This is a genomic window from Salmonella sp. NW884 (assembly GCF_051700745.1).
GTDB classification, from domain to species: Bacteria; Pseudomonadota; Gammaproteobacteria; order Enterobacterales; family Enterobacteriaceae; genus Salmonella; species Salmonella enterica.
In genome coordinates, this window is the sequence record NZ_JAMMDE010000016.1 from 1 (window position 1) to 18,433 (window position 18,433).

Here is an 18,433-nt window from a genome sequence, read left to right on the forward strand (position 1 = left end):
TTTAGTCCCCTTTGGCTTTGCAGGGCGATGGCCCCACTACGTGATGCCATCACCCCGCCAGCAGGGTATTTTCTGTGCAGTTGTCAACCACTGAATCGGAACCCCAAAGGGGCCCCCACGATTCAGCAGTTGACAATTTTAGCTACCGTGACGTCATACGATCCTTTTGATCCATCCTCTGAACGTAACAGGAGCCACTCAGAACCGTTTTAAGCAGCTCACCCTGGCAAAGTACCAGCAAAGCAGAAAAAATTGCTCAGAACGCGATACAGGGGTTGTAAACAATTAGGCTTCAGACCCCTAAGCGACAAGCTGCCAATATTATGTATCGCAGAAATTTCGGCGGTTCCGGCATAAAACCTCATCAGGAATAGTTCTGTCATTACCCCTTCCGGTTAAGTCCCTTCGTTAGGACTTAATTATCTTTCGGCGTAACTCCCCTTTTTTGTGAAAAGTTAAATAAATTCTTGCAACACCTGCATTTGCAGGTATAATAAAAACATCGAAAGAGGAATAGTTTCTCTTTCTTCCAAAGCCCAAATTGGGCAGGAGCATAAGATGAGTAAAGAAATTGCTGTAGAAATTCTCAATCAGTTAGGCGGAAACAAGTTTATCGCAATGACCGGAGCTAAAAACTTCGTTTGGTTAGAGAAGGGTGGCTTAATTTTCAAACTACCTTCTAATTTTGCCAGAAATGGTATTAATCTTGTCAGGATTAAACTCGAACCATCAGATACCTATAATATAGATTTTTTAAAATCAAGAGGTGCATCACTTAAAATTATTGCATCATTTGAAATGATTTATTGCGATCAGCTTCAGGAAATTTTTACCGAAACGACCGGACTTTATACTCATCTGTGATAAATTATGGAGACGCCCCGAAAGGGGCGGTAGATAAATGAGTATCATCCAAAGAAAACATGACCGGAAAAAAGATGGCACCCGGTTTTATCACTCTAAAAACGGAAATATCCTTTGTCGTCTTGATGCAACGCTGAACCGATATGATTGGGAGCAGCTACAGGTTTTATTCAATTTTATCTATAGCCAGGGGAAAGCAGCGGGAAGTGAAGAACGCGCAGCAGAAATACGTATGGCGCTTGGATTTGAGGATACAAAATAAATGAATAATCAACGTCGTAAATGGATATCAGAAATTAGTAATAAGCTGGCAGCATTGAAGGATGATTTATCAAATGTTCTCGATGAGGAACAGGAATATTTTGATAATATGCCTGTTAGTTTCCAAAGTGGTTCTAATGGTGAAATTTCACAAATGGCAATCAGCTCAATTGATAATGCTTTATGTCATATAGAGGATGCTATATACTCTCTCAGTGAGGTTGAGTAATTGATTGATAAATCATGTTTATTATTAATAGCGCCTTATGGCGCTATTGTCTTTCTTTATTCAGGAGACGGTTTTTATGAATGAAGATATTTTAAAAGTGAATAAAGGAAATTATTCATATACTATAACATTCGTTAAAAATAATGTTAGCGAGATGCTACATGTTGTCAAATACGTAAAAACAAGAGGAAAACATACTTCAGGAAAAACAAAGCGAGAACTTGTTTTTGATAAGCTTTTAAGCATGGAGCAGGCTTTAGTTTTAGATGAAGGAGTTTTGAGAGAGCGTATTCAAAAATTTTTAAATGAGGGAAATAATGAAGAATAAACCAACACCTGAACAGGTAAAAGTTGCAAGAATTGCCGCTGGTCTGACTTTGAAAGAGGCTGCGGATACTTTTGGATATCAATTAAATTCCTGGCAGATGAAAGAAAGTGCTGGTAAAGCAAGTCGATCATTATCAGTTGGAGAATACGAATTACTTTTACTTCTGGCAGACTTACATCCTGATTATAAAATAATAAAAAAATAAGTTGCCATACCTTCATTTGCAGGTATAATAAAAGCATCGAAAGGGGAATGGTTCTTCTTTCATCCAAAGCCCAAATTGGGCGGGAGCTTTTAAATGAACTTATTAAAATTTAAAAACGGTACTGTTTCTGTTGGTGATATATTTGTTTCGTCCTGGGGATATGAGCAAACTAATGTGAGTTTTTATCAGGTTATTTCTCTCCACGGTAAGACCACTGTTACTGTTCGTGAGATCCGCGCCAATACTCATCATACCAAATCAATGATGACAGGATATAAGATACCACGATTAAATGATTTTTGTGGGGAACCATTAAAACGCCGTGTCCGTGAATTTTCCTGTGAACCTGCGATCTGCATTGAGGAGTTTGAAACAGCATACAAAACACAGCCGGAAGAAGAGTTCGAATTTACATCTTATTACTGATTCATCAGGGGAAGAAATTCCCCTTCTTAATTTCTCTTTTCATTCATACCCCAAAAAGGGGTAGTAAGCGGGAACCCGCCAAAATTTTGTCACGTTTGTCTCTAAACTCAGTAAGGCCACAGAGGATAAGGCTTTGAGGTGAGTGATGCTTCCAGAGCCTTCCTTTTGCAAAGCTGGCAACCGTACGCAAAGGGGAGCATCACTGATAATTAAACCGTACCATTCAAATGATACTATTCATATTGGCTTTTAGCCTGAATTTATGTGCCAATGAAGTGTCCGTTCAACCACCCTCATACGGACGGATAAAATTACGATAGCAAAATTTTGGACGGTTCCCGCTCACAACCCCAAAAAGGGTCAGTTTGGAGAACGGAAATTTTTGTACGTTAAGTGCATTATTTAATCAAGCACCCGGAGGCGTCAGGCAGGAACAACCACCCCTGGTTAATCGGTTCCTGAGCCTTCCGGGCTGCGTCATTGTAACACTGGCAAATGACGGAACGGAGGCGGCAGCAGGGGAAAATCTTCTTCAGTAAAGCTGAATGAATCCGCTTCCGACCGCGTCGCCGGTCGCAGATGGCCAGCGTCCCGCAGCGGCTGGCGCCAGTGATACTAAATAAGTAAAAACAACAAGTTAAAAAATTCAGCCGGAAATAAATGCTCGTCAGAAAAACTGAAAGAAAAATGGCAGGTCGCGGTATTCGGTAAACTAGGCGTTTTGCCGAATGGCAGGGATAATGATTGTCGATCTGTCTGGTTAATGCTAATGTACGCATACATTAGCATTAACGGGAATTCGGCTTATGCGGGATGAAACGAAAGAGGCCATGCGATTGTTTATCGATGGCAGATGTTACACGGTGGCGAACCTCGAAAGGGATTACCTGGCCGAAGTGGCCAGGTACAGTGACGACCGCTGGGAAGCGCCCCAGCGTGCCGCACGCCTAGCGGCGGCGGTAAAGCGTTACAAGACCTCAGAAATGCTGCGCTTTATCTTTGCCACCGTTGCATACGATCCCGACCCGGATTTAACCCCGCTGGCCGTGAAGCGGCTGTGTAATGCCCTGTTCGGCAGAACGGGGAGCCAGTGGCTGATTGTGGAAATTTTCGGGGAGAAGGGGCGGCAGCGGCGCAGTGACGACAGCAGCTCGGAGGCCGTGGAAAAAATGGCCGCCAGATACCGGCGTGATGCCGGTCTGCACTGGTCGGCAACGCTGGCCGAGATTGAGCGGGTAAAGCGGCTGTATCAGGCGGGAATCCGGGAATCCAGAAAAGAAGAGGGCTAGTCACCCTCGTCATTAATGATAATGTATGCGTACATTAGCATTAATGCAGGCACAAAAAAACCCGACTGGTGAGATCGGGTTTTCATGTTTTGCCCCAGATGGGGGCGGGAACGACCAAAACAATTGACTATAAAATATTACGTCATGGATGGCGTAAATGCAAACAACCTGAAATGGGGTATACTGCGCGGGTCAATCTGTTGGCGTACTCTCTCCAGTCCTCCGCTAATGCGGCATGAACGGATTAAAGTCCTGGTTGAAAAACAGGTGGTGCTGTTTCAATGCCCTGGCTGGAGTGGGAATGACCAAAACAATTGACGTTCGGGTAGCCGCTGTGACAGGCAATGTAAGGGTAATCAGCGGCGTTCCTGCTCTGTATGGAGCAAACGGATGATTAACGTGTTAATCGTCGTTCTGCGGGCGGTTGTTGCAGTGTCTAACGCTGTAATAGCTATCCTGGAACTGATCCGCCGGTTTGTCGATTGATGAATGCGGAAACGTAGCTAAAGGCGGGGAGACCACTCCCCGCCTTTTAACAACCCCACATTTACTCGTTAGTTGTGTATTTACGCTGTAAATGAAAATTCTGAAATACAGTGTATTTACTGCGTAAATACACTGTATTGTTGGTTAAGGGGGGACCTGGTATCAGAAACCTATGGACCGGCATTCGTGGGCTACCAGTGTACTTAACAGTCCTGTTAACCCGTCAGCAAAATGCGGTTTTTGTTCCAGCAGTGCTTCATAATCATCAATTGAGGAATACATTACATCCCTTATCGTGGGAAGTCTTACCGGTTTCTGCGGAGCACTGGCGACGGTTCCCGGTGTGTTGTATGATACTTGTGACATTTTTTCGATCTCCCTCTAGTGGATCGATGTGTTAAATGCGGTGAGGTGGCCGCCTCACCGCATCCCTTCAGTGTAAATCCGTTGTATTTACACTGTGAATACCATGTAGTTACATTTTGTTTGATTGCAGTAACCAGTGATACTTGGTGTTATCATCCATACTGTTCCATGCTGTCAGGGCGGCTTTCAGTATATCTGTATTCCCCTGTCCCATACGTTGAGCATCAGCTTCCATTACATCAATAAAAACCTGATTCAGACGATAGGTTCGGGATATCGCCCTGCCCTTTGAAGGGCGCTTGTCTCCTTCAGCAATGAACCGGGCCACCTCATGAGCACTGGGCTTTTCGTCCTGTGGCTGCATGACAGATGGTCTCTTTAGTTTTAATGACATAAATCACCACTAAGTTAGTGTACATACAATGCAAATACATTAACGTAAATACATGGTATTTACAATATGTATTTACAATGTATTCCTACAGTATTCCTATTTCTGCTGCGTACAGCTCAATCTGACCTTTCGCTTCACCCAGCTTACTTCCCCTGGCGACATCATGCACTCCTGCGCCTTCATTACATGCGCTTTCGAAAATATCGAGTGACGCAATGCGGGTTTTTAATGGCTGAATCCAGACCGGATCTGAACGTAAAAATTTGTCCAGATCTATTGCATCACGGACTTTTGTTGCCTTGTTGTTTTCAATACGCGTGAAAAGAACCCAGGGCTGTAATGATGGATTGACTCGCTGTGCTTTGCGGACTTTTTCTGTGACGTCTGTAAGCGTATCGCGTTCAAAAGCTGATGAGGGTTTAACCAGCGTGACCAGCACATCGGCCACTGTCAGTGCGCTTCGGAACTCCTGACTGTCATGACCGGCACAGTCAACTAATACCGTTTCATGCAGTGCTGTGAGTCGCTTAATTTCCTTACTGATGTCGCCATAGGCTTCGTAGACAGGGACCGGAGGCAGACCATTTTCCTGGCGGCGTCTGTTCCAGTTGAGTACATCCGGGTTTTTGTCCGTTTTCAGGATGGCTACTGATTTGCTTTTATTTACCAGTGCCGATGCTGTGTTAGTCACCGTCGTTGTTTTTCCCACACCACCTTTGTCAGAGGCATATATTACTGACTTACCCATAGTGCTCTCCATGTTCGGCAATACGATGTATGTACAATGTAAATACAGTTGTGTATTTACATTGCATTTACGATGTATTGTATGGATTGTATTCCCATTGTCAATACATTGTATTTACTGTTTTGTATTTACGCCGTAAATATAGTGTATTTACTTTTTTGTATTTATAGTGTAAATACGGTGTATTTACTTGCCGTCAAGCAGTTTTCTGGCAATGTCTGAATCGATGGTAAATGTCAGTGAATGAGTGGTCAGCACATCGAGCGCGAAAACCCTCGTATAAGTCTCCGTACTGCGGGCGTAACGATGTCCGAGCAATGACTGGAGTACCTTCTCCGGTACGCCGGACATTAAAAGGTGCATTGCAAAACTGTGTCTGAAAGTATGAGGAGTGACAGGGATCGGAAATGTTACGCCGTCACTCGCTGCCCGGTTCAATGCCTGATCCAGCCAGTTAACTGCTGTCTGCCGGGAACTGATATTCCAGACAGGCTGATGCCTGATGCGCTTTTTCCAGGTTGCGAGGTACTCCCGCATTCTCCGGACATAGGCGGCATCGAGCAGCGGTACAATCCGGGTGACGGGGTCCGGTGGTTTACGGTAGCGCGGATCGGGATGTGGTGGCTCCGGTTTTGTGGGCGGGCGTCCCGATCGCGTTGTTTCAGTGTTTTCACCACGGCCAGCGGCTGTGGTGAATGGCGGGAGGGCTCCAGCTCAAAATCAACCGGCCTCATGGCGCGGGCTTCGCCGGGACGGGCTCCGGTGTTCCATAGTGTGTCGAAATACATTCGCTGATGTTGATTGTCAAAGTAAGACAGCAGAACGGCCACTTCCGGATACAGCAGGTATTTCGGCATACGGGCTCCGAGCTGTGCGGCGTAATCGCGCATTGTTCGGGCTTTTTCCAGGGAAAAGTAACTTCTTTCTGGCTCATTACCGGTGACGCTACGTGAAATCTGGAACATTTCGCGGGGCAAAGTGCTCAATTATTTAATCTCCGCACATTTAAAACAGGTTGCCGGACGTGCCTCTGGCTGTTTACCGGCGCACTTAACCAGGGATGGCTCAGGGCCGTATATGTACAGGCATAATTATGACGTAAAGCGCGGCGAAGTCCGATCACATTAATTCCGATCTGCGTAACTGACACAATGGACATTTTTTCCGAATATGCTGTTTCGTCCATGTCTGCGGCGCGATTTTTCCGGGAAACAGAGGAGGGGAGGAGGCAACGACAGCGGCACGGACACAAGATGTGGTGTGCCGGACAGATGCGGACGATACCATATGTTGATTATCCACAGAAGCCGGGGATAAGTGCGGGATAACTGGACAGAATAACCTGTATGTCCAGGTGTGCGAGGAATTAAAGAAAGGAGTCCGGGAACCGGAACAAACTAGGACGCAGCCCTAGAGCGTCAGAGAACTGGCGCGGAGTGATCGTACTGCAAGCAGTGTCACCCCTCCCATAATGCAGATAATCTTCTATAATTTCTTTCAATTCTGTTGCAATGTCACTAAGGAAAAGAGGTATTTTTTATGGAAATGAAACACATCAGCGCCAGTGAAGCTAAAAAGATTAGTTCTTCCGTGATACCTGACGCAGACAAAACACTTGATCTGATATTTGGAGAAATAAAGCTCCGGGCAGGATTGGGCCAGACATCCTTTAATTGGCCTGTCCATGAAAACATTCTTGAGCAAGTGGTCAAGGTTCTAAGGGAGTCTGGTTATAGGATTAACTCATCGAAGGCTAATGAGAATAACAAAATTATTATTGAGATTAGCTGGTAGTGAAATAGAATCTACTTTTGTCTTTATTTTACCCTTGACGCCACACATTAGTGTGGCTTTTTATGGATAAAATTACCTGAACGTCCAGGCTGGCGCGGGGATTAAGGAGAATAGGTAGTTGGTATATTGAGATTGAGTCCAATCTGCTTTATGAGATTGTAAGTATTTTCTCCGGACTTACCTTCAAGTTTTGATGCTACCAAATTCAGGGTTTGCGCTGACTCAAGAATTTTAGATTCTGAGGGTATAAATCTCATTCCTATATAGCTTCTTTTTAAACTATTAGGCAAGGCTGAATACTTCGCCATTAGCTGAGCAGCGGCATCTTTCAAATCGTGGATGATTTCAGCGTCAACATTAGAATTCGTTATTTTGGCTTGCTCACGCAATAGCAGAACAGTAATCCTACCCAATTGTTCCCTGAATGATACATAAGGTTCAACGAATCTTTTTGCGATGAGTTGACCGACAACAAAAACGGTTACACCGGTGAGAACGGTTACGGTAGCAGATGATCTCATAATTGTACCTAGAGGTTGAATCATGGGGCTATCCTATCTGGAAGGTAACTGCCTGTCTACTGGACAGAATTTCCTGAACGTCCAGGTAGGGCGGTTATACTAGTTACTGCCCGGTTTTTTCTTCCCCGGTGTTAGTAAACACAGGGCTTTGAATGTTCCCGTTAGGGCAAATGTAATCGAGATTCCATTCACCGCCATTCACTGATGAACCTGATACACTGGCTAAAGAGCACCCGGCCTTTTGCTTATTGAAAATATCACGTAGCTGGAACGCTGTGAAATCTGGACCATTTATTCGTTCAGGTTCCTTGCTTATGTTATAGATAGATGCGGCGAGAATACCGCAAAAAAAACAAATCAAATACCAAACTGAATTTTTCATTTTCATTATCCTGTTTTCATCACACAATAATATCAGGCCAGATCACACACAGCCAGCAGAACTGGACGGAAACACCTGAATGTCCAGGCTGGCGCGGTGTGACCAATTACGTTTTCCGTTCGTCTCACTAATCGTAACGGTAATCATCAATACCTCACTTTAGAAGAGGGACTCGATCCATTGAAACAAGCTCTTCGAATTTTTCTAAGGCATCATCCCGGTATTTATTTACCTCATTCCACTTAGATAAATCTGATTCCTGACGCACAATGAAACTTGCCAGTCTTCGCCAAAAATTCAGGGTGCCTACGGCCCAGTTGAAAAACATTTCTGCCTGCCATTGATCTTTGGCATCTATTGCTTTCTGCATATCTTCTGTAATTAATTTTTCTGCTTCATCAGTAATTTGCTTTATATTCATTTTATCACCCGAATTATCTCATTCTTTCGCTGGCAAGATTATAAACGTCACTACGTTCACGTTTACCTACAGCTACAACAGCGATAATCCTCATTCTTTCAATAAAGGCACTCGCTCACGATCTGTCATTTTCTGAAACTCTTCATGCTGCATTTCGATTTTCCTTCTTAAATCATAACTCGCATACCTGTTCTTTTTATGTATATCTATATCTATTTTTGTGACGAGTTCAAACCACAATGATCGCACCCCCCATGCAGCGTTGTGAAACATTACCGCAACGTCTTTAGAGTCAGTATTAACGGCTTCGGTCATGTAGTCGCTTATACGTTCAGCGGTGATTTTTGTTATTTCATCATAGTTCATTTTATCCCCCTGCAAGGCTATTTAATGGAATTACGGTAATATTTCTTTTGCGAATTTTGGCATCGTTTCACCTCTGTTATAGTCCAATGAATCAACGACTAATAAATTCATATTACACATCATCATCAATGTGAGCAATAACAGGGATAATTTCCTGTGAAACTCTTCCTGTTATAATCAAAAAACGTCTCCATACCCCATAAGGAACCGGACGTTCACCATTTCTGAAGGATCTTATACGGCGGTCAGTATTTCCTGTTAATCCGAGTAATATCCCTAACTTTTTGTCAGACTTGTATTCCGGGAATGAAGTTTTAAAGTGTTCAAACCAGGCATTAACTACCTCAGTTGCCGGAGGTGCCCATCCCTCATTTTCTGTTTTCAGGTGAGCCAGATCGAACTGACGGTAATTAAAGCCAGTCGGTCCGGGAATGTGTTTAGCCTGAAGATTGTTTTTCAGTTGTGCGCAAGCCTGGCGTACAGCCTCTTTGCGCACGATATCTTTTTGTGTTTTCAGGTCCGGAATATCTATTTTTATCATTCATTTTTCCTCTACTGATGTTGTGCTGGTTAAGGTGGGGACTACCCCCACCTTCGTTATCAGCGTGGATTCAGCACGATAGATCTTACGTCTGAAACCCTGATGTTGACCAGCTCCAGTGTACCAGTGGCTAACGGTTCCCAGACACCTTGTGAGTGAAGCCATTCAAAACACACGAAAAGGTAGTCAGGTAACAGCAGGTCTGTTCTTTCAACCTTTACCCCTATGTGTTCTGGATTGTACTGGCGGGTTGGTTTGCCACAGGTTTTTAAAGAGCCCCGGCGAGTAATCCAGAAATCTGCTTCCTGAAAATTCGTCCGGATGGTCGCGACATCTGACAGCTTCATTCGTTTCCTTATCGGCGGCTTGGCCTTCCCGGAACGAGTGACCTTCTGTTGCCACCGTGATAACCATAATAGGCGCATTGCGCCTATTTGTCAAGTGTGTTTAGCTCCTAAAATTAATAAGTTACATGTTTTGTCTGGTCTGAATTATTTTATAAAGCTGGTTGCGTAACAAAGGAGTTATCTTATTGATTTTTATAGATGTGCTTAAAAAAGAGTTTTTATCTACAAACCGATCTTCGGACGATCGATTCGTTTATGTTTTGTTGTTTTTATAGATCGAAGATCTGATTAATTTATGTTAAACAGAATTATATTCTGATTTATTTGTTGTGATTGGATGTAAGATCTAGTTTTTGTGTGTTTACAAGTTTAATGTTTTGATCAAAGATGTTTGTGCAATTAAAGATTTTGTCGACACCGTACAGCCGATTCCTCTGGCTGTATAAAAATCGGACCGAGGTCATCCGAGTCGAAGGAGCGCACGAAGGGAAAACCTATATGAAATGGTATGTTCTTCAGTTTACCGCTACACGGTTTCAGACAGTTTTTAAGCATCTTGAAAATATGGGCGTGAAATTTTATTGCCCTATGGATGTATCCAAATGTTACCGGCGTCCTGATAATCAGATCGGTTTCAGAAAAAGACCAGTACCTTTATTCCCCGGTTATTTGTTTGTGAATGTTGATTTTGGTTTTATCCATTCCACTAAAATTACGGCGCTGCCGTGGACTCAACGGTTTATCTCATTTGGTGGGGAACCCGTTCCGATCAGTGAAGAAGATTTAACAAATATGCTTGTTTTTGAGAAAGTGCGTAGCAAGTCACCATCGTCAGAACAAGTACCTGAAGATATTGTTAAATCTATTCCTCATAAACTGGCGGTTGTGCTCCTAGAAGATAATCCAGAAAAACGAAGCATGTTGCTTCTACGTTATCTGGATGAGCGCTTCCGTTCGTCAGTGGAAAAAACCGAGAGCCTTAGCGCTTAGGTCGTTGTGTTGATATCATCCGGTTCTGGCTTATGTCTGAACCGGAGATTTTTTGTATGAGTGAAGATAAAGATGGGGTGCCGCAGTGGTATCTGATCAAGCATGAAAGAGGGGAAAGCAATAAAGAGCTTCTTATGCAGTGGCTGTCGCTCAGGGAGATAGAGTCCTGGGCACCAGTGATGATCCGCAAAACTCCTCGTGCAGATAATATAGTTGGATTCCGTAAACGAAGTGTACCTGTATTTCCAGGGTATATTTTTGTTTATGTAACAATGAATAAAGATGTTCAAAAATATATAATGTCGAGTTCTGCTTTTCATCATATTATTTCCGCCGGAAAAGCTTTGTTACCAGTTAAAGCTGATGTAGTTGAACGGCTGAAAAGAATTTTCCCTGAAACTGGAATTAAAGAAGATATTAATGAAAAAGATAAAGAAACACTGGTCTATCTGAATAATGAAAAGAATAATGTCATGCGTGAAGCATGGCTGATGAAACAAATACTTTCTTAATTTTTAAAATTAAATGCCTTCATTTTTCATAAAAAATGAGGGCCCTTTTTATCATAAAAAATATTATATATATGTGTGTAATATGTTCACAAAAAGCCCTAAGCAAAAACGTAGAGACGCATTAAGTAAATTGATTAATAGAGGTTACAGATATGTTCTGTTAAATGAAGATAAAGTATTTATGGCTTTCTGGTATGAACGAGAAGCTATCCCTTATAAACGTCGGGGAATGGTTCTAAAGAATATCACGGAGTTAATTAACGAAATTTAGTCTTTCGGTAATGTCAAATTAATACATGGGTGTGCCTGTTTACACAGGTGCTTTTTATTACTCCTGAAGGAGGAGATAATGACAACGTCAACATTAAAGAAAATGGTTTCGGGAAGGAAGAGTACTTCATCACGTCGAGGTAGGGTATTATATATTCCAGAAGATAAATATAAAGAGCATGATGATTTAGTATGGGAAGTGTGTCAGAGGGTAGGGACGGTTGTTGCTCGTTCAGCCGTTTTGCATGGCGTTATTGATATTGTTCTTCATACTCCAGAATTGAAAGAGCAGGTTATCAATGAAATCGTTAAACGGGAAAAATCATTCTGACAGAGAAATAATTGTTATTAGTCAGGGAGGAAATCAATATGTCGGTTATGACTACCGGTTCGTTTCTTGCGCTGGCGATACAGTGTGCGCCGAACGTACATCCGGATACGTCTTTGGATGTCGTAAGAGTTGAATCAGGGATGAATCCTTATGCTATTGCTGAAATAATTCCCAGGTCAGAACGTAAACACGGACAACGTGGATTTATTAGTTACTTACCAAAGAGTAAACAGGAGGCACTGAAGATAGTCAGTGAGATAGAGAAAAGAAAACATCGTTATTCTGTAGGGTTAATGCAAATAACCAGTACAAATTTTAAAAAACTCAATGTGACAGCAGATGATTTATTTTCTCCATGTGAAAATCTGAAGGCATATGAAAAAATAATCACAGATTGCTGGTTACGGGGAGGAACACTAAAAAGAGCACTCAGTTGTTATTATTCCGGAAATTTTTCAACAGGGCAGGAGTCTGAACCTGAACTGGATAATACCAGCTATGTGCAACGTATTGGCTATGTACCTCCAGACAAAAAATATGTTGTTCCTGGTACTAAAGATGATCAGCATCAGGGGAACTCTCTTCCTGTACAGACTTACGAAAGACAGCCTCCTGCGTTTGAAAGTTGGGATGTGCTGCGGGAATACCCGCTTCCCCCGTCAGGAACGCTTCCGCCAACTCCACAATCTGAAAAAATAAAGGATGATGTAAATGAACAAGCTGATGGCTCTGTTTAAAAATAAAAAAATCACAGCTACACAGTACATTACTGCCTACTATGCTCTGATTCTTATTTTTACTCCTGCTTATGCAAATGCAGCCTGGTATGACCCAATTTTAAATACTCTAAATGATTTGAAAACATTCATTATCATTGCCGGGGGTACAATTGCGGTTGCCTCTCTTGCATATATGGGGATTGCCTGGGTTGCTTCTCGTATATCAGGAAATATGGAAACAACAGCTATGGATTATTTTAAACATGCGATGGTTCTTGCTGTAGTCGGTGGGGCTGTATCTCTGGCTACCTGGGCTTATAGTTTATTTGGAGGATCTGTCAGTTGATGGAGCAGGAAAACGAAATCCTCAAGTTTGAAACCTATAAAGCGATGAGTCGGGTTCCTAATTTTGCCGGAGTTCCTGTTTTTGCTTTGTTGTTTCTTTCCATTGGCGGAGTTATTAGCACATTCCTTTCTGTGTATTTCTGGGGATGGTGGGGACTTCTTGTCGCATTACCTTTTGTTCTGATTATTCTCGGATTACGAATTATATGTGAACGTGATGATAAGGCGTTCCGGCGTCTTCGTTTCATTCTTCGTCGTCGAAAAATGAACCGTAAATATGGTCGACATCTTCTTATTACCCCCCGAAATCCTCGCTGGAGAGAAAGATATGCAAGACGAGTTATCAAGAAACGTATTCTCGCCGGAGAGTAATGCAAAGGTTCCCTGGTTGGGACATCACGTACATCCTGAAATCTGTACTCTTGGTTCGTCTCATTTACTGGCGTTGGTTCGTTTTACGGGCGTTCCGCATGATACGCGTGATCAGGCAACCCTGAATAATGAATTCAGTCATCAGGCTCGTTGTTTCAGGGCAATGGGGAAGAAAGAAGGCAGTAATCTGAAACTACAGACTTATATATTCAAAAAGCGTATTCACCTTGATCATAAATACCAGGTGGAATCATTAGTTCTTCAGGAACTGGTTGACACCTATGTTAAACCATTCCGGAACGGTACTTTCCGTCAGGTCGGCTATGCGATGGCGTTGATCCTCAAGTATCGTGATCTTGACCAGGGCATTGCGAACATGATGGATTTGCTGTCACTTTGTCGTGAAATGATGAGTGATTTTGGGCCTACCGTCATGAGCATGGAAGAACGTAATGGCAGACTCTATTCCCAAATTGGGCGATTCTACTCGTTTATTTTTAACGGCGTTGATGTTGACGTACCTGTCACCGATACCCCTCTTGGTGACGCCATTATCGAAAGCGAAACAGCTTTTGGTGCATATGACTATGTTGAAAACCGTCCTTACAGCGGCCAACGGCGTTTTGCGTCCACATATGATTTACGCGATTACCCGGAAGAATCATATCCCGGAATGTGGGATGAGGCGCTTGAAGAGCCTTATGATTTCTGTCTGGTGCAGAGTTTCCTCTTTGAGGACAGAAACCGTATTAAACGTCGTCTCAGGGTTCAGATGGCCGATCTGGCATCTACGGAAGGCCAGTCCAGCGATACTGAAGATTTGGCCGATAGCGTACAGGAAGTGACACAAGGGAAAAGAATATTTGGTGAATACAATGCCAGTCTTATCGTTTTTGGCGATACGCCTGAAAAAGCGGTTGATCATGGTGCCAAAATGCAGTCCCTGATGATGTCAAAAGATACTGGTTTTGTACGTTCAACGAGTACCAATTATGTTTCCTGGCTGACGCTCTTTCCGGGATATGGTGATGTTATTTACTCGATGCCGAAATCCACGGATAACCTGGCGTGCGGGTTTTCTCTGCACGCCACACCATCCGGCAAAGCTACCGGAAATCCTCCTGGTGATGGCTCGGCGCTGATGCCAATGATGACCGAGAACGGAGGCCTGTTCTTCCTGAACTCGCATGTCAGTCCGTTGGGGCAGTTCAACACGGGTCAGCCGCTCCCCGGACATAAAACCACGATTGCCATGACCGGTGCAGGGAAAACCACTGTTGAAGCGATGGAACTGCTGTTTTTCAGTCGCTGGAATCCCATGATTTTCACTATTGATTACAACAACTCACTGGAACACATATTAGTAGCGCTTAAAACTCAATACTTTAATGTCAGGGTCGGGGCTTTTACCGGAATACAGCCTTTTCAGTGGCCGGATTCTGAGGAGTTACGTATCTTTCTGTTTTCCACTGTGGTTCAGTGTGCGGGCGGTGCAGACAGCCATGAAGAAACTGTAATACAGAAGGCTATCAGCAGTGTGATGAACCATCACAATGTAGAGGCCCGGTGTTTTTCACTGCTTCTTCACGCTATACCCGATACAGGTCCGACAGGGTTACGCGCGAGACTGACTAAATGGTGCCGGGATGTGCAGGGGGCGCGCGGTCATTACGCCTGGGTACTGGATTCGCCTCGTAACATGTTTGATCCCGGAAAAAGTCGCAGGCTGGGGTTTGATTGTTCTCAGTTACTGACTAAGGAATTTGCTAATCAAAATCCGGCTGTGGTTGAAGTTCTGCTGAACTCTTTCTTCTACATGAAGCGCTGGATGCAGAAAGCAGAACCGGGATCATTGATGATTAACACGGTTGCTGAATTCTGGGCCGCTCTTATGTTTGAGAGTACGTCGGAGGCCATTATGGAAATCCTTCACGCGGGGCGTACTCGTGGTGAGATGTTAATGATGGATACACAGGTTCCGGAATATGTTCTCGAACACCCGAAAGGTCCCTCTGTTCTTCAGCAGACTATCACGCAGGAATGGATGGCAAATGAAAAGGCGAGAGAAAAGTATGACAGTTATCGTCAGTTTGGCGTATCGAGGGCTGAATTTGAGAAAATAATTGAATTTGGCATTCATAGTCGCAAGGTGCTGGTTAAACAGGCTGGAGGTGCTGTTGTAGTTAAAATGGATCTCGGTGGAAAAATGAAATACTGGCTACCGCTGCTTTCGTCAAGTGCGAAAAATATTCCTGTGGCCCGGAAAATACGTGAATCGCTAGGGAGTGATGATCCTGATGTATGGGTGAAACCGTATTTGGACGAAATGCTTGCTATGGATGTACGCTCGGAGATTCGTAAGGACCATCCTGAACTTGATGTAGACGACCCCGCAGTATGGCACTCACTTTTTGAGGCGAGAAAAAGGGAATTGGGCTTGTCAGCCTGACATTAAGGAGCATGGATTGTGCCATGCTCCTTCTTTTCAACCAGTACCAGCAGCACATGCAGAACTTAGATATGTTTAAAAAATCGAAAAATATGTACATATTCGCTTGATGTGTCGATCTGACGTACATATAATGGACATATGTCGATAAAATTGGATTTTTTAAACATGTCATGGAAACCAGAACGACCCTTTAACCAGCTTCCGCTTTTACCACCTGAACTCTCTCAAATAGAGACGCGGGCAGTGTTAAAAGCCTGCATTGAGGCCAGATCAGCTCTTGCTGAACTGAAAACAGCCGGGCAGTTGCTTCCCGATCAGGGATTACTGGTTAACATTCTTCCAATGCTGGAAGCAAAAGACTCTTCTCGTATTGAGAATATTGTGACAACCAGCGATCAGCTATTCCAGTATGCGGACCGTGCAGAACTGGCTGACCCGGCAACTAAAGAAGCGTTGCGTTACCGTACAGCGATGTATGAAGGGGTAAAACATATCGGGAAATATCCATTATGTACTTCTACAGCTACTGTTATCTGTACCACGCTACGCGGTGTTGATACTGATGTGCGTAAAACTCCCGGAACGGTACTACGGGATCAACATATGAATGTGGTTTATACGCCTCCTGAAGGCGAAGAGGTTATCCGTGGCTTGCTAACTAACTGGGAAACATTTATTCATGCTCAGGACGATATAGACCCACTTGTGAAAATGGCAGTTGCACATTACCAGTTTGAGTGTATTCACCCATTCCCGGACGGCAATGGGCGTACCGGGCGCATTCTGAATATTCTCTATCTGATTCAGAGTGAATTGCTGTCATTACCAATACTTTATCTTTCACGATTTATTCTGGAACGACGTGCTGACTATTACGCGTTATTGCGTGACGTTACAGTGAGGCAGGCGTGGGAAGAGTGGGTATTGTTTATGCTGGAAGGTGTTGCATCAACAGCAACCTGGACGACTCAAAAGATCGCGCAGGTAAGAGCATTGATGAACAGTACGGCTGACTATGTGCGTAAAGAGCTACCAAAAATATATTCCTGGGAATTGATTCAGGTGCTTTTTATGCAGCCTTACTGTCGTATTGAAAATGTTGTGGGAGCCGGGCTGGCACGCCGCCAGACGGCATCTGTTTATCTGAAACAGCTTGTCAGTATTGGTGTTCTTGAAGAGATGGTTTCCGGCAGAGAAAAACTCTATATCAATACCCGGTTGCTGAATGAGCTGAACGCATAACTGGCCCTATACGACCGGGCTGCAATTAACAGGAGTACATAGGTGATTAACCATGAATATGATGGAGATCCTCAATGAACAGTAAAAAACATCTTGCAGCCAGTATTGCACTGGTTATGTCTGTCTCTTTGTGTCAGCCCGTATTTTCTGCTGGCGTACCAACAGTCAGCGTGGCTGAACTGGCTCAGTTGGTACAGAACGCTCAACAACAGGCACAGCAGGCACTGGCGCAGTTGGAAAAGGCGAAAGAAGCTATTCAGCAGGCGAAAAGCCAGTATGAGCACTATAAGTCTATTATGGAGGGGAATGACAAATTAGGCTCATTCCTGAACGATCCGTATGTTAATCAGCTCCTTCCCGCCCGTGACTGGCAGGATATTTATAATCAGACTCAGGATTTGACGGACTTACGTAAGCGGTATGGTGTAAGTGGTTATGAACCTGAAGTGCAGAAGGTTTTTGATAAGTTGCTCCGGCAGGCTGGCGTTCTGGAGGAACAATATAAGGCTACAAATATACGTAAGAAAAACGCTGAAACCTTGCGAAACAAACTGAATGAGGTCCAGACCCCGGCAGAACGTGAGCAACTGGCACTTCGTTATCAGCAGGAACAATTGGAACTGGCGAACCAACAGACGCAGCTTCAGAACACGCGTTACTTGATGGAGCAGCAGGAGAAGCTGGAACAGAAGAAAAAAGAACAGAATTTTGTGGACTATATGTTAGGTAAAAGTAAGGTTCGTCCAGAGTAACGCAATGGTAGAATAATTTTAATTTTCGTGGCACAGTTATCAGTGTGCAACCTAATGCCTGATTATATATGGGATTTATATATGAAAAGAATATTGTTTTTTTTAATGGTTATTACTGCTGTTTTTATATCTGGATGTAAGGATAAAGGAACTGGGTTTATTGGAACTTGGAATGAGGTTACTAAAGAACAATACCCGTCAACTGTTGTTGTTAATTACGATGATGGTGTATATCATGTAGATGTAAAATATCTTGATAAGAAACTTGAAGATAAAAAAAGAGCACAGGCATTTGAGGATTATATGTTGGGGAAAACGAAAGAGCGCCCTTCAAATTTAATGGATCTTAGTGACTGTTATAGTGTGAGAACTCTTGAGGCTAAGGCATTAAATGATACGACCTTACAAGGAGATGGCTTCACTATGAGAATAGAAAATGGAAATCTTAAATACAATGGTAAGACTTTTGTGAAAAAATAG

27 protein-coding genes and 2 pseudogenes are annotated in these 18,433 nt (G+C 43.4%); 19 read left to right on the forward strand and 10 right to left on the reverse strand.

Translation table 11 applies throughout. The features are described from left to right. The first annotated feature begins 558 nt into the window (after nucleotides 1-558). The 8 genes from NA197_RS21815 (at nucleotide 559) to dqlB (ending at nucleotide 4,088) form a co-directional block, all read left to right on the forward strand. Nucleotides 559-864 carry a hypothetical protein gene (locus NA197_RS21815; protein ID WP_001749335.1) on the forward strand — a complete coding sequence of 102 codons (306 nt, stop codon included), beginning with the start codon at nucleotides 559-561 and terminating at the stop codon, nucleotides 862-864. 37 nt (nucleotides 865-901) lie between these two features. Further along, the gene (locus NA197_RS21820; protein WP_001749334.1) at nucleotides 902-1,126 is read left to right on the forward strand and encodes a hypothetical protein; all 225 of its coding nucleotides are present in this window, start codon (nucleotides 902-904) and stop codon (nucleotides 1,124-1,126) included. Further along, complete coding sequence (locus NA197_RS21825) at nucleotides 1,127-1,354, forward strand: hypothetical protein (protein WP_001749333.1); 228 nt, start codon at nucleotides 1,127-1,129, stop codon at nucleotides 1,352-1,354. 76 nt (nucleotides 1,355-1,430) lie between these two features. Beyond that, a complete protein-coding gene (locus NA197_RS21830) occupies nucleotides 1,431-1,682 on the forward strand; it encodes a hypothetical protein (protein ID WP_001749332.1) in 252 nt (83 codons plus the stop codon). After that, nucleotides 1,672-1,887, forward strand: a complete 216-nt coding sequence (locus NA197_RS21835; RefSeq protein WP_000792037.1) for a hypothetical protein — start codon at nucleotides 1,672-1,674, stop codon at nucleotides 1,885-1,887. The genes NA197_RS21830 and NA197_RS21835 overlap by 11 nt, the downstream gene beginning before the upstream one ends. Nucleotides 1,888-1,980: 93 nt before the next feature. Beyond that, nucleotides 1,981-2,313, forward strand: coding sequence for a hypothetical protein (locus tag NA197_RS21840; RefSeq protein ID WP_001749331.1), 333 nt, complete (start codon nucleotides 1,981-1,983; stop codon nucleotides 2,311-2,313). A gap of 806 nt (nucleotides 2,314-3,119) precedes the next feature. Then, a complete protein-coding gene (locus NA197_RS21845) occupies nucleotides 3,120-3,602 on the forward strand; it encodes a hypothetical protein (protein ID WP_001749330.1) in 483 nt (160 codons plus the stop codon). A 390-nt stretch (nucleotides 3,603-3,992) separates the two neighbouring features. Then, the gene (gene dqlB, locus NA197_RS21850; protein WP_000611312.1) at nucleotides 3,993-4,088 is read left to right on the forward strand and encodes a DinQ-like type I toxin DqlB; all 96 of its coding nucleotides are present in this window, start codon (nucleotides 3,993-3,995) and stop codon (nucleotides 4,086-4,088) included. 475 nt (nucleotides 4,089-4,563) lie between these two features. On the opposite strand, the gene NA197_RS21855 is transcribed toward dqlB, so the two are convergent. The 3 genes and pseudogenes from NA197_RS21855 to NA197_RS21865 form a co-directional block, all read right to left on the reverse strand. Continuing rightward, nucleotides 4,564-4,818, reverse strand: coding sequence for a hypothetical protein (locus tag NA197_RS21855; protein ID WP_001719665.1), 255 nt, complete (start codon nucleotides 4,816-4,818; stop codon nucleotides 4,564-4,566). Between the two features lie 115 nt (nucleotides 4,819-4,933). Further along, nucleotides 4,934-5,596 carry a peptidyl-arginine deiminase gene (locus NA197_RS21860; protein WP_000520510.1) on the reverse strand — a complete coding sequence of 221 codons (663 nt, stop codon included), beginning with the start codon at nucleotides 5,594-5,596 and terminating at the stop codon, nucleotides 4,934-4,936. A 186-nt stretch (nucleotides 5,597-5,782) separates the two neighbouring features. Further along, nucleotides 5,783-6,582 (reverse strand): annotated as a pseudogene (locus NA197_RS21865) (tyrosine-type recombinase/integrase). Nucleotides 6,583-7,135: 553 nt separating this feature from the next. Between NA197_RS21865 and NA197_RS21870 the strand changes: the two are divergent. Continuing rightward, nucleotides 7,136-7,390 (forward strand): hypothetical protein, encoded by a 255-nt coding sequence (locus NA197_RS21870; RefSeq protein ID WP_001749329.1) that lies wholly within the window; start codon nucleotides 7,136-7,138, stop codon nucleotides 7,388-7,390. Between the two features lie 101 nt (nucleotides 7,391-7,491). Here NA197_RS21870 and NA197_RS21875 read toward each other — a convergent pair whose 3' ends face one another. From NA197_RS21875 to NA197_RS21905, 7 genes and pseudogenes are all read right to left on the reverse strand, one after another. Further along, nucleotides 7,492-7,935 (reverse strand): hypothetical protein, encoded by a 444-nt coding sequence (locus NA197_RS21875; protein ID WP_001749328.1) that lies wholly within the window; start codon nucleotides 7,933-7,935, stop codon nucleotides 7,492-7,494. A 79-nt stretch (nucleotides 7,936-8,014) separates the two neighbouring features. After that, on the reverse strand, nucleotides 8,015-8,293 hold the full coding sequence (locus tag NA197_RS21880) for a hypothetical protein (RefSeq protein ID WP_001749327.1): 279 nt from the start codon (nucleotides 8,291-8,293) through the stop codon (nucleotides 8,015-8,017). 154 nt (nucleotides 8,294-8,447) lie between these two features. Further along, nucleotides 8,448-8,714 (reverse strand): hypothetical protein, encoded by a 267-nt coding sequence (locus NA197_RS21885; protein ID WP_001749326.1) that lies wholly within the window; start codon nucleotides 8,712-8,714, stop codon nucleotides 8,448-8,450. 13 nt (nucleotides 8,715-8,727) lie between these two features. Beyond that, nucleotides 8,728-8,817, reverse strand: a pseudogene (locus tag NA197_RS21890) (type II toxin-antitoxin system RelE family toxin); the annotation flags it as partial. Further along, on the reverse strand, nucleotides 8,805-9,080 hold the full coding sequence (locus NA197_RS21895; protein WP_001749325.1) for a hypothetical protein: 276 nt from the start codon (nucleotides 9,078-9,080) through the stop codon (nucleotides 8,805-8,807). The pseudogene NA197_RS21890 and the gene NA197_RS21895, both read right to left, overlap by 13 nt. A gap of 112 nt (nucleotides 9,081-9,192) precedes the next feature. Beyond that, a complete protein-coding gene (locus NA197_RS21900; protein ID WP_001749324.1) occupies nucleotides 9,193-9,621 on the reverse strand; it encodes a hypothetical protein in 429 nt (142 codons plus the stop codon). Between the two features lie 59 nt (nucleotides 9,622-9,680). Continuing rightward, nucleotides 9,681-9,968, reverse strand: a complete 288-nt coding sequence (locus NA197_RS21905) for a hypothetical protein (protein ID WP_001749323.1) — start codon at nucleotides 9,966-9,968, stop codon at nucleotides 9,681-9,683. A gap of 498 nt (nucleotides 9,969-10,466) precedes the next feature. On the opposite strand from NA197_RS21905, the gene NA197_RS21910 reads away from it, so the two are divergent. The 10 genes from NA197_RS21910 to NA197_RS21955 all read left to right on the forward strand — a co-directional run bounded on the left by NA197_RS21910 (nucleotide 10,467) and on the right by NA197_RS21955 (nucleotide 18,433). Beyond that, the gene (locus tag NA197_RS21910; protein WP_001749322.1) at nucleotides 10,467-10,958 is read left to right on the forward strand and encodes a transcription termination/antitermination NusG family protein; all 492 of its coding nucleotides are present in this window, start codon (nucleotides 10,467-10,469) and stop codon (nucleotides 10,956-10,958) included. A gap of 56 nt (nucleotides 10,959-11,014) precedes the next feature. Continuing rightward, entirely contained in the window at nucleotides 11,015-11,470 is a 456-nt protein-coding gene (locus NA197_RS21915) for a transcription termination/antitermination NusG family protein (RefSeq protein ID WP_088493147.1), read from the forward strand. A gap of 349 nt (nucleotides 11,471-11,819) precedes the next feature. Beyond that, nucleotides 11,820-12,071 (forward strand): hypothetical protein, encoded by a 252-nt coding sequence (locus NA197_RS21920; protein ID WP_001749319.1) that lies wholly within the window; start codon nucleotides 11,820-11,822, stop codon nucleotides 12,069-12,071. A gap of 38 nt (nucleotides 12,072-12,109) precedes the next feature. After that, a complete protein-coding gene (locus NA197_RS21925; RefSeq protein WP_170927910.1) occupies nucleotides 12,110-12,808 on the forward strand; it encodes a lytic transglycosylase domain-containing protein in 699 nt (232 codons plus the stop codon). Beyond that, the gene (locus NA197_RS21930) at nucleotides 12,783-13,136 is read left to right on the forward strand and encodes a TrbC/VirB2 family protein (RefSeq protein WP_001037906.1); all 354 of its coding nucleotides are present in this window, start codon (nucleotides 12,783-12,785) and stop codon (nucleotides 13,134-13,136) included. The genes NA197_RS21925 and NA197_RS21930 overlap by 26 nt, the downstream gene beginning before the upstream one ends. Beyond that, complete coding sequence (locus tag NA197_RS21935; RefSeq protein WP_001749317.1) at nucleotides 13,136-13,507, forward strand: VirB3 family type IV secretion system protein; 372 nt, start codon at nucleotides 13,136-13,138, stop codon at nucleotides 13,505-13,507. Before NA197_RS21930 ends, NA197_RS21935 begins: the two co-directional genes overlap by 1 nt. Further along, a complete protein-coding gene (locus NA197_RS21940) occupies nucleotides 13,464-15,956 on the forward strand; it encodes a VirB4 family type IV secretion system protein (RefSeq protein ID WP_024139106.1) in 2,493 nt (830 codons plus the stop codon). The genes NA197_RS21935 and NA197_RS21940 overlap by 44 nt, the downstream gene beginning before the upstream one ends. A gap of 168 nt (nucleotides 15,957-16,124) precedes the next feature. Further along, nucleotides 16,125-17,201 (forward strand): protein adenylyltransferase Fic, encoded by a 1,077-nt coding sequence (gene fic / locus NA197_RS21945; protein WP_024139105.1) that lies wholly within the window; start codon nucleotides 16,125-16,127, stop codon nucleotides 17,199-17,201. A 74-nt stretch (nucleotides 17,202-17,275) separates the two neighbouring features. Next, complete coding sequence (locus tag NA197_RS21950; RefSeq protein ID WP_001086129.1) at nucleotides 17,276-17,953, forward strand: type IV secretion system protein; 678 nt, start codon at nucleotides 17,276-17,278, stop codon at nucleotides 17,951-17,953. 81 nt (nucleotides 17,954-18,034) lie between these two features. Then, nucleotides 18,035-18,433: a hypothetical protein gene (locus NA197_RS21955; RefSeq protein ID WP_140236368.1), complete on the forward strand. Its 399-nt coding sequence runs from the start codon at nucleotides 18,035-18,037 to the stop codon at nucleotides 18,431-18,433.